This is a genomic window from Promicromonospora citrea, from assembly GCF_013004695.1.
GTDB lineage: Bacteria > Actinomycetota > Actinomycetes > Actinomycetales > Cellulomonadaceae > Promicromonospora > Promicromonospora citrea.
In genome coordinates this window covers 1-13,160 of sequence record NZ_JABEMG010000126.1, presented here as the reverse complement: position 1 = coordinate 13,160, position 13,160 = coordinate 1, and the positions used below count along the sequence as shown (strand labels likewise).

13 protein-coding genes are annotated in these 13,160 nt (G+C 74.4%); 6 read left to right on the top strand and 7 right to left on the bottom strand.

Features of this window, described 5'->3' with window-relative positions; genetic code table 11:
* A partial coding sequence (locus HLB15_RS19000) for a glycosyltransferase (protein ID WP_171107561.1) occupies window positions 1–1,041 on the bottom strand: 1,041 nt, incomplete at its 3' end.
* A gap of 324 nt (window positions 1,042–1,365) precedes the next feature.
* On the opposite strand from HLB15_RS19000, the gene HLB15_RS18995 reads away from it, so the two are divergent.
* Complete coding sequence (locus HLB15_RS18995) at window positions 1,366–2,940, top strand: sugar transferase (RefSeq protein ID WP_229784947.1); 1,575 nt, start codon at window positions 1,366–1,368, stop codon at window positions 2,938–2,940.
* Here HLB15_RS18995 and HLB15_RS18990 read toward each other — a convergent pair.
* The 3 genes from HLB15_RS18990 to HLB15_RS18980 are packed head-to-tail and all read right to left on the bottom strand — an operon-like array spanning window position 2,934 to window position 5,937.
* The gene (locus tag HLB15_RS18990) at window positions 2,934–3,428 is read right to left on the bottom strand and encodes a hypothetical protein (RefSeq protein WP_308424909.1); all 495 of its coding nucleotides are present in this window, start codon (window positions 3,426–3,428) and stop codon (window positions 2,934–2,936) included. The two genes, HLB15_RS18995 and HLB15_RS18990, sit on opposite strands and share 7 nt — an antisense overlap.
* A gap of 39 nt (window positions 3,429–3,467) precedes the next feature.
* Window positions 3,468–3,941 carry a GNAT family N-acetyltransferase gene (locus tag HLB15_RS18985; RefSeq protein ID WP_171107557.1) on the bottom strand — a complete coding sequence of 158 codons (474 nt, stop codon included), beginning with the start codon at window positions 3,939–3,941 and terminating at the stop codon, window positions 3,468–3,470.
* 13 nt (window positions 3,942–3,954) lie between these two features.
* The gene (locus HLB15_RS18980; protein WP_171107555.1) at window positions 3,955–5,937 is read right to left on the bottom strand and encodes a S9 family peptidase; all 1,983 of its coding nucleotides are present in this window, start codon (window positions 5,935–5,937) and stop codon (window positions 3,955–3,957) included.
* 24 nt (window positions 5,938–5,961) lie between these two features.
* Here HLB15_RS18980 and HLB15_RS18975 point away from each other — a divergent pair, with 24 nt between their 5' ends.
* Entirely contained in the window at window positions 5,962–6,525 is a 564-nt protein-coding gene (locus HLB15_RS18975; RefSeq protein WP_171107553.1) for a PaaI family thioesterase, read from the top strand.
* 92 nt (window positions 6,526–6,617) lie between these two features.
* On the opposite strand, the gene HLB15_RS18970 is transcribed toward HLB15_RS18975, so the two are convergent.
* Complete coding sequence (locus HLB15_RS18970; protein ID WP_505909234.1) at window positions 6,618–7,082, bottom strand: DUF456 domain-containing protein; 465 nt, start codon at window positions 7,080–7,082, stop codon at window positions 6,618–6,620.
* A 58-nt stretch (window positions 7,083–7,140) separates the two neighbouring features.
* Between HLB15_RS18970 and HLB15_RS18965 the strand changes: the two genes are divergently transcribed.
* Window positions 7,141–7,998, top strand: coding sequence for an arylamine N-acetyltransferase family protein (locus tag HLB15_RS18965; protein ID WP_171107548.1), 858 nt, complete (start codon window positions 7,141–7,143; stop codon window positions 7,996–7,998).
* Here the strand turns inward: HLB15_RS18965 and HLB15_RS18960 are convergent.
* Window positions 7,995–8,348, bottom strand: coding sequence for a hypothetical protein (locus tag HLB15_RS18960; RefSeq protein ID WP_171107546.1), 354 nt, complete (start codon window positions 8,346–8,348; stop codon window positions 7,995–7,997). The genes HLB15_RS18965 and HLB15_RS18960 overlap by 4 nt on opposite strands.
* A 444-nt stretch (window positions 8,349–8,792) precedes the next feature.
* Here HLB15_RS18960 and HLB15_RS18955 point away from each other — a divergent pair, with 444 nt between their 5' ends.
* Genes HLB15_RS18955 through cobA form a run of 3 tightly spaced genes read left to right on the top strand, consistent with a single transcriptional unit; the run spans window position 8,793 to window position 12,662 of the window.
* Complete coding sequence (locus HLB15_RS18955; RefSeq protein ID WP_171107535.1) at window positions 8,793–10,514, top strand: nitrite/sulfite reductase; 1,722 nt, start codon at window positions 8,793–8,795, stop codon at window positions 10,512–10,514.
* Window positions 10,511–11,377 carry a phosphoadenylyl-sulfate reductase gene (locus tag HLB15_RS18950; protein WP_171107533.1) on the top strand — a complete coding sequence of 289 codons (867 nt, stop codon included), beginning with the start codon at window positions 10,511–10,513 and terminating at the stop codon, window positions 11,375–11,377. The genes HLB15_RS18955 and HLB15_RS18950 overlap by 4 nt, the downstream gene beginning before the upstream one ends.
* Entirely contained in the window at window positions 11,370–12,662 is a 1,293-nt protein-coding gene (gene cobA, locus HLB15_RS18945) for a uroporphyrinogen-III C-methyltransferase (RefSeq protein WP_171107531.1), read from the top strand. Before HLB15_RS18950 ends, cobA begins: the two co-directional genes overlap by 8 nt.
* A 111-nt stretch (window positions 12,663–12,773) precedes the next feature.
* Here cobA and HLB15_RS18940 read toward each other — a convergent pair.
* The coding region (locus HLB15_RS18940; protein ID WP_212760088.1) for a hypothetical protein at window positions 12,774–13,160 on the bottom strand (387 nt) is incomplete at its 5' end.

Here is a 13,160-nt window from a genome sequence, read left to right as displayed (position 1 = left end):
CTCCGCGAGCGCCGCGGCCCGGTCGGGGGCGTCGAGCAGCGCGCCGACCGCCGCCGCGAGCGCGCCGGGGTCGTCGGGCGGCACGAGGAGGCCGGTCTCGCCGTCGCGCACGATCTCCGCGAGGCCCTGGGTGCGACTGACCACGACGGGCCGCCGGGCGAGCAGGGCCTGGACCGCCACGTTGCCGAACGGCTCGACCCGCGAGGGCACGACGACGACGTCGGCGCGCGCGAACCAGTCCCACGGCTCGACGTAGCCCGGCAGCTCGACGGCGCCGGCGAGGTCGGGCTCGGCCGCCCGCTGCCGCAGCTGGTCCTCGAACCACTCGTAGCCGCTGAACACCGACCCGCACAGCGCCAGCCGCACGTCGCGGCCCTCGCGGCGCAGCCGCGCGACGGCCTCGAGGGCGACGTCGTTGCCCTTGCGCGGCGAGAGCCGGCCGACGAGCACCACCTGGGCGGGACCCCGTCCGGACCGGGGGGCCTCGGGCGGCACGTCCGGCCCGGGCACCCCGTTGTAGACCACCCGGGTACGCCGCCCGAGCATCGGGAGGTCACCCACCACGACGCCGCGTGCGGCCTCCGAGTTGACCACCACCTGCCGCGCGAGCAGGAGCGGTGCCGCGAGGCCCCAGCGCAGCACCCGGGGCACGTCGGCCTCCGCCTCGTGGACGTGGCACACGGGCCCGACGCCGGCGAGCCGGGCCGCGACGAGCCAGGCGGGGATCGTGAGGGTGTTGACGAGCACGGCGGCCGGCCGCAGGCGCCGGACCAGCCGCACCATCGGCCCGAGCGCGCGCACGGTGTGCGCGGCGAGCCCGACGAGGCCTCGCGGCGAGAGCTGGGCCTTGCGCAGCACGGGGGTGTCGACGACCTCGACGCGCGCGCCGACGGCGGCGAGCCGCTCGGCGAGCGGACCGTGGTCCGGGAGGGCGACGACGACGGTCGCGCCGGCATCGGCGCACGCCGCCGCCGTCTCGACGAGCTGGAGGTCGGAGCCGTAGAGCTCGGCCGAGGCATGGGCCAGGAGGACGGTGGTCATGGCGCACGACTCTGCCAGGGCCGTGCCCGACCAGTGAGACCCCAGACCGGGTGAACCGGGCGTCACCCGCGCTTTCACCTGGGTGAAATGAACACTATTGGACAGAAATGGCCCGCCCGAGAGGTGAATATTGGGGCCGAGCGGGTGACTTCTGCCGGTTCAGCCCACGTTGTCGGGACCGAGGCCGTACTTTGGGTGTCCAGCCACGGGTGCCCATCACCCCCGTGGGCAGGGAGCGAAACCACCCCCCGTGCGACGACGCCACCAGCGCGTCCGATCGCTTGTGCCCGGAAACGCAGGAGCAGGAACCCGAAGGGATCGAGCGTGACCACACACTCGGTTGGCGGCGAGCAGCCGCTCCGCTTCACCGCGTCGGCAGGACTCGGCCGTGCCGCGAGCTCGACCCTGCGTGAGGCCCGCACCCTGGCCCCGGACGCGAACGGCCGGCCGCTGCACGCCGTGCCCACCCCTCGGGCGCGTACGGGCTGGCAGGCGGGGTACCAGGCGCGCCTGCGGCTGACCGACGTCGCCGTCGTGGGCGCGACGCTCGCCACCGCCTACGGGCTGCAGCTCGTGGTCGACGGCGGTGCCCTGCGCACGCCCGCCGACCTGACCGTGCACACGGCGGCCACCGCGCTGCTCGCCGCCGTCTGGCTCGCCGCCCTGGCGACCAACCGGGCCTACGACGTGCGCTTCTTCGGCCGCGGCATGTCCGAGTACCAGCGCGTGCTGGACGCGACGTGGAAGGCGTTCAGCCTCGTCGTGCTGCTCGCGTGGGTCACGGCGTACTCGGACGCGCGCGGCCCGCTGCTCGTCGCGTTCCCCCTCGGCATGGTCGCGCTCGTCGGCGCCCGGTACGCGTGGCGGCAGCACCTCCTGCGCCAGCGCCGCCGCGGTGACGGCGGTCTGACCATCCTGCTCGCGATCGGCGACCGCCCCCAGGCCGGGCGCCTGATCAGCCTGCTCAACGGCACGCCCGAGCAGGAGTTCGTCGTGGCCGGCGTGTGCGTGCCGTCCGGCGGCGTCCGTCCGGGCGAGCACGTCAGCGGCGTGCCCGTGCTGGGCGACCTCAGCGACGTCGGCCGCGTGGCCCACCGGCTCGGGGCCGACGCCGTCGCGGTGAGCAGCTCCCACGAGATCACCGCGGAGGACGTGCGCCGGCTCGGCTGGGAGCTCGAGCGCTACGGCGTCGACCTCATGCTGACGGCCGAGCTGGCCGACGTCGCCGTGCCCCGCATCACCGTCTCCCCCGCCCCGGGCATGTCCCTCCTGCACGTGGACACGCCCCGGTTCGGCGGGCCCAAGTTCTCCGTCAAGCAGGTCATGGACTGGGCGCTGGCCGCCGTCATCACGGTGCTGGTCTCCCCCGTGCTCCTGGCCGTCGGCGTCGCCGTCGCAGCCACCAGCCGCGGCCCGGTGTTCTACATCTCGCACCGCGTGGGCCGCAACGGCCAGCTCTTCCCCATGGTCAAGTTCCGCACCATGTACATCGGCGCGGACTCCGACGTCCGCGCGCTCGCCGCCGCGAACGAGGGCGCGGGTCCGCTGTTCAAGATGCGGACCGACCCGCGCGTGACCCGGGTGGGCCGGTTCCTGCGCCGCTACTCGCTCGACGAGCTGCCGCAGCTGTTCAACGTGCTGGCCGGGCACATGAGCCTCGTCGGGCCGCGCCCGCCGCTCCCGCACGAGGTCGCCGCGTACGAGGAGCGCATGCGCCGCAGGCTGCTGGTCAAGCCGGGCATGACCGGCCTCTGGCAGGTGACCGGCCGCTCCGACCTGTCGTGGGAGGAGGCCGTGCGGCTCGACGTCTACTACGCCGAGAACTGGACCCCGTTCCTCGACCTGCTGATCCTCGCGCAGACGGCACGCGCGGTCGTCTCGGGCCGCGGGGCCTACTGAGGCTTCTCCCAGACCGACACGTGGCTGTCGGACTCGGCGGTGAACGGGCTCTCGTCCCACCCCGCCCACCGGTGCCGCAGCCGCATCCCCGCCAGACGCGCCATGAGGTCCATCTCGGCGGGCCACGCGTACCGGAACGGCACCACCCGGAACCTGCCGACGCCGTCCGGCCCGACCGTCACGTGGTTCGACGTGAAACGCTGCGTCACCACGTCGTACCGGTCGAAGCCGACGTAGCCGCCACCGGCCGGGTCGGGCGCCACCGCGTACGGGACGGTGTCCTGCCCCGGCGGCAGCCGCCGCAGGTCCGGCACACCCACCTCGACGAGGAACAGCCCGCCCGGGCGCAGGTGGGCCGCGGCGTTGCGGAACACCTCGACCTGCCCGTCCTGGGTCGTCACGTTGCTGATCGTGTTGAACACCAGGTAGACCAGCGCGAAGTCGCCCGGCGCGACGTCGTCGAACGCGTCGAAGCGGGTGGTGGTCATGTCGCCGACCGTCGCCCGCGACCGCCGGCCCGCACCCGCTCAGCCGCGCGCGAGCCGCATCGGGGTGTGCGGGATGCCGTCCTCGAGGAACTCCTCGCCGTCCGCCACGAACCCGTGCGTGCCGTACCAGCGCGTGAGCGGGGACTGCGCGTCGAGCACGACGTCGCGCCGGTCCCCCGCGTCCTCGACGTGCTTGAGGGCCGCGCGCATCACCTCGTCCGAGAGGCCGCGGCCGCGCGCACCCTTGACCAGCGCGACGCGGCCGATGCGCCACACGTCGCCGTCGTCGAGCACCCGGGCCGTGCCGAGCACGCGCGTCCCGCCGTCGGACACGGAGTCCGGGGCCGCCTCCCCGAGCATCACCACGTGCACCGTGGTCGGTTCGAGGTCGCGCCCGTCCAGGTCCTCGTAGGGACAGTCCTGCTCGACGACGAAGACGTCCTGCCGCAGCTTCCAGACGCCGTAGGCGATCACGGTGTCGAGCTCGGCGAGGGGGGTGGTGATGATGCGCACGGGTTCGATGCTCTCATCCGACCGGCAGGTACCGCTGCAGCCAGTCGAGGATGACCTCGAACCGCTGCCTGCGGTGCCGCGGCCTGCCCGCCCGGGACAGCTCGTGGTTCTCACCCGGGAAGACCACCAGCTCGGTCTCGACGCCGTGCCGCTTGAGCGCGGAGTAGTACCGCTCCGCCTGGGACAGCGGGCAGCGCAGGTCGAGCTCGGAGTGCAGCACGAGCGTCGGCGTCGTCACCTGGCCGACGACGGCCTGCGGCGACTGCGCCGCGACCTGCTCCGGCGTCTCGCCCACGTACTCCAGGCCGAAGAACGAGCCGATGTCGCTCGTGCCGAAGAACGTCTCGGGGTCGAGGAACCCGCGCTCCACGACCGCGGCGGCGAACCGGTGGTCGTGCGCGATGGTCCACGCCGTGAGGTACCCGCCGTACGAGCCGCCCAGCACGCCGACGCGCCCCGCGTCGAGGCGCCCGTCGGCCGCGATCGCGCCGTCGAGGAAGTCGAGCACGTCGTGCAGGTCGACCGTGCCCATCGCCTGCCGGATCGCGCGACCGTGCTCCTGCCCGTAGCCCGCCGACCCGCGCGGGTTGCAGTAGACGACGGCGTACCCGGCGTCGACCAGCACCTGCGTCTCGTCGAACAGGGCGGTCGTGTACGCCGCATAGGGGCCTCCGTGGATCATGAGCAGCGTCGGGTGCGTGCCGGTGCCCTCCGGCACCGCGACCCAGCCGTGCACGGGGTAGCCGTCGCGGCCCGTCACGGTGAGCTCCTTCGGGGCCACGGCCCCGGTCGCGCGCAGCGGGGCCGAGAAGTCGGTCACGCGGCGCAGCCCGCCGTCCGTCACGAGTGCGACGTCGCCGTACGTGCCCGGGTCCGCGTACGCGACCGCGACGACGCCGCCCGCGGCGCCGATCTCGGACACCACCACGTCCCCGCTGGTCAGCTCGGTCGTGGTCCCGTCGTCGGCCACCCGGAGCACCTGCTGCGTGCCACGGGTCTCGAGGGTGAGCAGCACGCCGCCGTCGGGCAGCACGACGGGGCTGCCGCCCACGCCCTGCGTCTCGGGGTCCGTGAGCCGGCGGGGTGCCGGGTCGGCCCACGCCGACAGCACGTAGAGCGCGGCGTTGCGTGCCACGAAGTCCTTGCCCTCCGGCCCCAGGTCCTGCGCGACGACGTACAGCTCGCCGCCCGCGCCGAACGCGACGGCCTGGGGGCTGAGCGTGCCGAGGTCGACGTCGGACACCCCGCCGGACGAGCCGGTCAGCGGCAGCACGCGGACCACGCCGCTGAACGCCTGCCCCTGACCCTGCTCGCGCTCCGCGATCACGCCGAGCGCGGTGCCGTCGGGCGTGAACGCGAGGTCGGTGTGGTCGACGTCGTCCGTGGTCACCCGGCGCGGCTCGGCGACGGCGGGGCGCGGCTCGGCGGGACCCTCCGGCGTCGGGGCCGGCTGCACCACGGGCTCGGCGGCGACGTCCGGCACGTCGACGACGAACGCGTGCTGCGGGCGGTCGCGGTGGTAGCCCAGGCCGTTGCGGGTCCAGCTCCAGCCCGTGATGCGGCGCGGGCCCTCCGCGGTGGGCGCGATGCCCTCGACCGTGCCGTACCGACCCTGCTCCGGCTCCCGGCTGAGGAACGCGAGGCGCGTGCCGTCGGGCGACCAGTGGAAGCCGGACACGCCCAGCGCGCGGTCGGTGACCTGGACCGCCTCGCCGCCCGCGACCGGCAGCACCCAGAGCTGCGGCGCCGCCTGGGGCTCCGCGCGCAGGAAGGCGACGAGGCCGCCGTCGGGCGAGAACCGCGGCTCGGTGTCGCGGAAGCCGCGCGTCAGCCGGCGCGGCTCGCCCTCGCCCGTGAGCGGTACGCGCCAGAGCTGGCCCACCGTGGCGTCGGCGTCCAGGTCGGGGCGGGTCACGGACACCACGGCCCACGTGCCGTCCGGGTGGACGGCGGGGCGGGAGACGGTGCGGACGAGGGGGAGGTCGGCTGCCTGCATGTGCCGGACACTACCCTTGCGACCATGTCCGACACACAGCAGACCCCCGCCGCGGCGACCCCGCAGGCGGAGGGCGGCCCCGAGAGCTGGGGCGAGCCGCGCACCCGCGAGCTGACCTGGTACGACCCCCTGCAGCTCGCCGCCCAGGCGCCGCGGATGCCCGGCGTCGACTTCCTCCGCAGGATGCGCGACGGCGAGATCCCGCCCCCGCCCATCGCCGCCCACTTCGGGTTCGACATCGTCGACGTCGAGGAGGGGCGCGTCGGCTTCGCGTGCACGCCCGACGAGTCCGGCTACAACCCGATCGGCACCATCCACGGCGGCGTGCTGTGCACCCTGCTGGACACGGTGTGCGGCTGCGCGATCCAGTCCGTGCTGCCGCCGGGCAAGGGCTACACGTCGATCGAGATCAAGGTCAGCTACCTCAAGGCCGTGCGCGGGAACAGCGGCCCGCTGACCGCCGAGGGCCGCGTGGTCAAGGCCGGCTCACGCGTGGGCTTCACGGAGGCGGAGGTCCGGGACGCCACGGGCACGGTGGTCGCGACGGCGACGAGCACGCTGCTGGTGTTCGACGCGCCGGCCTCCTGAGCGGCGCGGCCGGGCCGCGAGCAGGCGATCCGGCACGGAATCGACGCTGATTCCGTGCCGGGTCGCCTGCTCGCGGCGGACCCTTCGGGTCGTTACGTCAGGAAGAGGCCGATCACCCACGCGGCCGCGGCGACCAGCGCACCGATGAGCTGGACGCCGATCGTGATGAGCGTCGCCTGGACCGCGGCCTTGGTCGACGTCCAGGCCGCCGCGACCTCCTTGTGGCGCGCCCACTCGAGCAGGAAGATCGCGCCCACGAAGAACAGGAACAGGCCGACCACCGGCACCACGAAGAACCCGACGATGCCCGCGATGCCGCCGACGGCCAGCGTCGCCCACGGCAGGTTGGCCTTGCGCAGGTGCTTGCCGGCCAGCAGCCACTGGGCCACCTCGGCGATCACGATCGCGGCGGCAGCGACGCCGAAGACCACCCACGCCTGGGTGCCGCCCGTGAAGATGGCCCACACCAGGATGGCGGAGCCGACCAGGACCGACCCGGGTAGGACCTGGACCACGATGCCGACCAGTCCCACCAGGACGGCCACGCCGACAAGCACTTCTCCCCATACGTCCACGCCGAAACCCTAGCGGGTGCGCGCGGCTACGCTGCACGTCATGGGACCAGGTGAGGGAGGCGACGCCGTCCGCGGCTACCTCGCGCGCCTCGGGATCGCGGGGTCGCCCGCGGCCGACCTCGCCACGCTGGTCGAGATCCACCGCAGGCACGCCGAGCGCATCCCCTACGAGAACCTGCACACGATGCTCGGCAGCCCGCCGGCGATCGACGTCGGCCGGACGCTCGAGCGCGTGGCCGCCGGCGGGAACGCGGGCTACTGCTTCCACCACAACGGCATCCTGACGGCGGTGCTGCGCGCGCTCGGCTACGACGTCGTGCCCGCGTGGGGCCACAACTGGGACGACGACGCCGAACGTCGCGACGTGCACGTCGGCCACCTGGCGCTGTCGGTGCACGGTCTGCCGACCGACGCGAACCCGGGCGGGGTGTGGTGGCCGGACGTCGGCTGCGGCGACGCCCTGCACGAGCCGCTGCCGCTGCTCGCGGGCACCTACCACCAGGGCCCGTTCACCTACCGGCTCGAGGTGCGGCCCGGCGGCTGGACCTTCCACCACGACCCGCGGGGCAGCTTCGGTGCGGTCGACGTCGTCGACGAGCCGCTCACCGCCGAGCGGGCCGAGGCCGCCCACCGGAGCCTCACCGACCCGCAGGGCGGCGCCTACGCGCGCACCCTCGTGGTGCAGCGCCGCCTGCCCGACGCCGCGGAGACGCTGCGCGGCTGCCAGTTCACTCGCATCGGCTCACGGCCGGAGCGGATCGCGCTGACCTCGTACGACGACTGGCGCGACGCCCTGGTGAGCCTGGGCGCCAGGCTGCAGGGCGTCGACGCCGACGCCCTGCGCGGCCTCTTCGACCGCAGCCTGGCCGCCCACCGGGTCTGGCTGGCGAGCCGTTAGTTCCAGAACACCGCGACGAGGATGTTCACCAGGGTCAGGCCGAGCACGGCGCCCTTGAGACCCTGGGAGACGTTCTCGCCCTTGCGCACGGCGATCACGGCGGTCACGGCGACGGCGAGCGCGACGACCAGCTTGACGCCGATCTTCGCCATCGAGGGGCCGCCGTCGTCCCAGAGGCCGCCCATCTCGGCGATGCCGACCATGAGGACGCCCGCCACGACCGCGCCCAGCGCACCGTGCGAGACGCCCTTGTAGAGGGCCGTGGTCCGCAGCGACGCGATCGACCCGCCGAACACGAGCGCCCAGCTCGCGAAGTGCAGGAACACGAAGACGTTGTAGAGGATCTCCATGCCGGCCAGCCTAGCCGGGGCGACCCTGCCCCAGGTCCGAACGACACCACTCGTGACACGTCCCACGGACATTCCCGACTGGTCCGGTCGGGAAATCCATAGGAAACATCGATGCCGCCAATAGACATCCACTATGTGGACGTGGTCTTCCGCCCGCTCGGGCCCCCGATTACCGTCGTCGCCATGACCACGGCAGCAGCGCGCAGCACCCTCGTGACGACCCGTCACGAGATGCCGATGCGCGCCATGCCGACTCGTGCCTGCGACCGCTGTCGCAGCTGTCTGCACTGACGCGCCCCTCGCCCCCCCGCAAGGTCAGCACGCGCCGCCGGCCCGCAGCGCCGAGTCCCCGGTCACCCCTGGGAGACGGCCTCCTGCCCGCCCACGACGCGCACCACCCCAGCCAGCTCACCGCCCGCGCGCACGTCGAACAGGACCCTGCCCATGGTGAACACCGCCCCTGCCCAGCCGACGACCCGGCCCACGAAGCGTCCCGCCCGCCCGAACGGCCAGTGGAAGGTCGACGGCACCGCCCCGCTGAACCACAACGAGGAGTTCAAGCAGGAGTCGGACCCCCTGGCCGTCCGCGACCGGATCGAACGCATCTACGCCCGTGAGGGCTTCGACTCCATCCCCGGCGACGACCTGCACGGCCGGTTCCGCTGGTGGGGCCTGTACACGCAGCGCAAGCCCGGGATCGACGGCGGCAGGACGGCGACGCTCGAGCCGCACGAGCTCGAGGACCGCTACTTCATGCTGCGCGTCCGGATCGACGGCGGCGCCCTGTCCACGGACCAGCTCCGCACGATCGCCGGCATCAGCACCGAGTTCGGCCGGGGCAGCGCGGACATCACCGACCGGCAGAACATCCAGCTCCACTGGATCGAGGTGGAGTCGGTGCCGGAGATCTGGCGGCGTCTGGAGGCGGTGGGGCTGAGCACCACGGAGGCGTGCGGCGACGTGCCCCGCGTCATCCTCGGCAGCCCCGTCGCGGGCGTCGCCAAGGACGAGCTCATCGACCCGACACCGGTCATCGACGAGATCCAGGAGCGGTTCATCGGCGACCCGGCGCTGGCCAACCTGCCGCGCAAGTTCAAGTCGGCGATCACCGGCCACCCCAGCCTCGACGTCGTGCACGAGATCAACGACGTCTCGTTCGTCGCCGTCGACCACCCCGAGCACGGCATCGGCTACGACGTGTGGGTGGGCGGCGCGCTGTCGACCACGCCGCGGCTCGCGGAGCGGCTGGACGCCTTCGTCTCGGCCGAGGAGGCGCCCGAGGTGTGGCACGGCGTCGTCCGCATCTTCCGCGACTACGGGTACCGCAGGCTGCGGAACAAGGCCCGCCTGAAGTTCCTGCTCGCCGACTGGGGCGTGGAGAAGTTCCGGCAGGTGCTGGAGGACGAGTACCTCGGCTACCGCCTGCGGGACGGCGTGGAGCCGCCGTCGCCGTCGTCGCTCGGCTACGACGGGCCGGGCGACCACGTGGGTGTGCACGAGCAGCACGACGGCCGGTTCTACGTCGGCGCGGCCCCCACCGTCGGGCGGGTGTCCGGCGAGACGCTCGCGCGCCTCGCGGACCTCGCCGAGGCGCACGGCAGCCGCCGCGTGCGCCTGACGCCGCAGCAGAAGCTGCTCGTGCTGGACGTCGCGCAGGACCAGGTCGAGTCCCTGATCACCGGCCTCGCGGAGCTCGGCCTGAAGGCCCGCCCGAGCCCGTTCCGCCGCGGCACCATCGCGTGCACGGGCATCGAGTACTGCAAGCTCGCGATCGTCGAGACCAAGGCGACGTCCGCCGCCGCGATCACGCAGCTCGAGGAGCGCCTCGGCGACCTCGGCTCGCTCAAGCCGCTCAGCCTGCACGTCAACGGCTGCCCCAACTCGTGCGCACGCATCCAGACGGCCGACATCGGCCTCAAGGGCCAGCTCGTGCTCGACGACGACGGCAACCAGGTGCCCGGCTTCCAGGTCCACCTGGGCGGCGGCCTGGTCTCCCCCGACCGGGACGACGCCGGGCTCGGGCGCACCGTGCGCGGCCTCAAGGTCACCGCCGACGGGATCGCCGACTACGTCGAGCGCGTCGTGCGCCGCTACGACGCCGACCACGACGGCGAGGAGTCCTTCGCCGAGTGGGCGCACCGCGCCGACGAGGAGGCCCTGCGATGACCACGACGGAGCCTGCGTCCGCGCTGACGCTCACCGCCCCCGCCTCGGCCTCCGAGGCCGGCCTCAACCCGCGGCTCGCCCGCGTCCGCGCCCGCGCCGCCGCGCGGGAGCGGATCCGCGCGGCACGCCCCTCCGCCCGGGCCCGACGCCGCAAGCGCACCCCGGAGGAGCTGCGCGCCGTCGTCGAGCGCGGGCAGGCGCAGCTCAACGCGTCGGAGGGCACGCCGGAGGCGGACGCCCATGCCGTGATCGCGTGGGCGGTGCGCGAGTTCGGCCCGTACCTGGCCGTCGCCTCCTCGATGCAGGACACCGTGCTCTCCCACCTGGTCTCGGAGCAGTTCCCGTTCGTCGACGTGCTGTTCGGTGACACCGGCTACCACTTCGCCGAGACCCTGGGCACGCGCGGCGCCGCCGAGATCGAGCTGGACATCACGGTGATCGACGTCCGCCCCGCGCTGTCGGTCGCGGAGCAGGACGCCGTCCACGGCCCCCGCCTGCACGACCGCGACCCCGAGGCGTGCTGCGCGATGCGCAAGGTCGCCCCGATGCGCGAGGCCCTGACGGACTACGAGGCGTGGGCGACCGGTGTGCGCCGCAGCGAGACCGCCGCCCGGGCGAACGCCCCGCTCGTGAGCTGGGACGAGCGCAACGGCGTCGTCAAGATCAACCCGATCGCGGCGTGGACCGACGAGCAGGTCGCCGCGTACGCGCAGCGCCACGGCCTGGTCATCAACCCTCTGCTCACCGACGGCTACCCGTCGGTCGGCTGCGAGCCGTGCACCGCGCGGCCGCTGCCCGGTCAGGACGCGCGCTCGGGCCGGTGGGCCGGGCGCGACAAGGACGAGTGCGGTCTTCATGTCTGATCACCTCTACCCCCTGGGGCTCAAGGTCGCCGGCCGGCTCGTCGTCGTGGTCGGCGGCGGGCCCGTGGCCGCGCGCCGCGTCGCCGGGCTGGTCGACGCCGGTGCGCGCGTCCGCCTGATCGCGCCGCACACGGTGCTGGCCGAGCAGCAGCCCGCCCCGATCGAGGCGTCCGACCCCGGCGCCCGTGCGCTGCCCGAGCCTGAGCCCGGCACCGTGCAGTGGGTGCGCCGCGACTACGCGCCCGGCGACCTCGACGGCGCCTGGCTCGTGCACACCGCGACGGGCTCGCCGGCCGTGGACCGCCAGGTGGCCGACGACGCCGAGCGGGCCCGCGTCTTCTGCGTCACCGCGGGCGACGCGTCCGTGGGCACCGCCTGGGTGCCCGCCGTGGCCCGCATCGCGCTCACGGACGGCACCGAGGCGACCGTCGCGGTGACCGCGGGCCGCGACCCGCGCCGGTCGCAGGCGATCCGGGACGCGGTGGCCGCCGCGCTCCAGTCGGGGGCGCTCCCGCTGCGCAGGCACCGTCCGCGCACGGTGCCCGACGCCCAGCAGCCGCCCCGTCCCGGACGGGTGTGGCTCGTCGGCGGCGGGCCCGGCGACCCGGGCCTCGTCACCGCACGCGGCCGCGCCGTGCTGGCCCAGGCCGACGTCGTGGTGGTCGACCGGCTCGGCCCGCGCGCCCTGCTGCGCGAGCTCTCCCCCGGCGTCGAGGTGGTCGACGTCGGCAAGACCAGCGGCAACCACCCCGTGCCGCAGCACGAGATCAACGCGCTGCTGATCCAGCACGCCCAGGCCGGGCGCGACGTCGTGCGCCTCAAGGGCGGCGACCCGTACGTGTTCGGCCGCGGCGGCGAGGAGCTCGCCGCCTGCCGCGCGGCCGGGCTCGAGGTCGAGGTGGTGCCCGGCGTGACGTCCGCCGTCTCGGTGCCGGCCGCCGCGGGCATCCCGGTGACGCACCGCGGCGTCGCGCGCGGCTTCAGCGTCCTGACCGGGCACGACGGCGCCGCCGACGTCCCCGGCGGGCCCGACCACACCCTGGTGCTGCTCATGGGCGTGACCCGTCTCGCCGAGAGCGCCGAGGCCCTCGTGACGGCCGACCGCCAGGCCGACACGCCCGTCGCGGTGGTCGAGGACGGCTACGGGCCGGGCCAGCGGGTGACGGTGGGGACCCTGGCGACGATCGCGGCCCGCGCGGCGGAGGTCGGCGTCCGCCCGCCCGCGGTGATCGTGGTCGGCAACGTGGTGCGTCTCTCGCCCGCCTGGGCGGAACAAGCTCGTTGAGTGCTGGGTCCTCGCCCGCGCGAAGGCCATCAACCGGACGGGGATCCAGCACTCAACGCATCCTTCCGAGGCGCGTCCTTCCGAGGCGCGTCCTTCCGGGACGTCGCCCCGTCACCGCACGTCGAGGTCCGTGTCCGTCCCGTGCGGCAGGCCCGTCGCCCGCGCGAGCACGTACCGGAGGAGCTGGACGTGCTCCGTCGGCACGGCGATGCTCCACGCGCCCGACCCCGACGCGCCCTCGACCTGCGTGTGCGCCGACCGGCGGAACAGCCCGCGCGTCGGGGCGTGCGTGCTGAACACCCGGTGCGGTGCCGCGCCGAGCACCTCGGCCAGCCCGTCGAGCGACTCGGTGTCCAGCCCGACCCGGAGCGTGACGCGCCGGATCTTGCGCTCCATGAGGTAGGCGACCACCTTCACCGACCCGCCGGCGACGACGGCGGCGAGCGCCGCCTCGGCGGACCGCCTCCGCCCGCGGCCCGCCGGACCGGGCACGGGGCG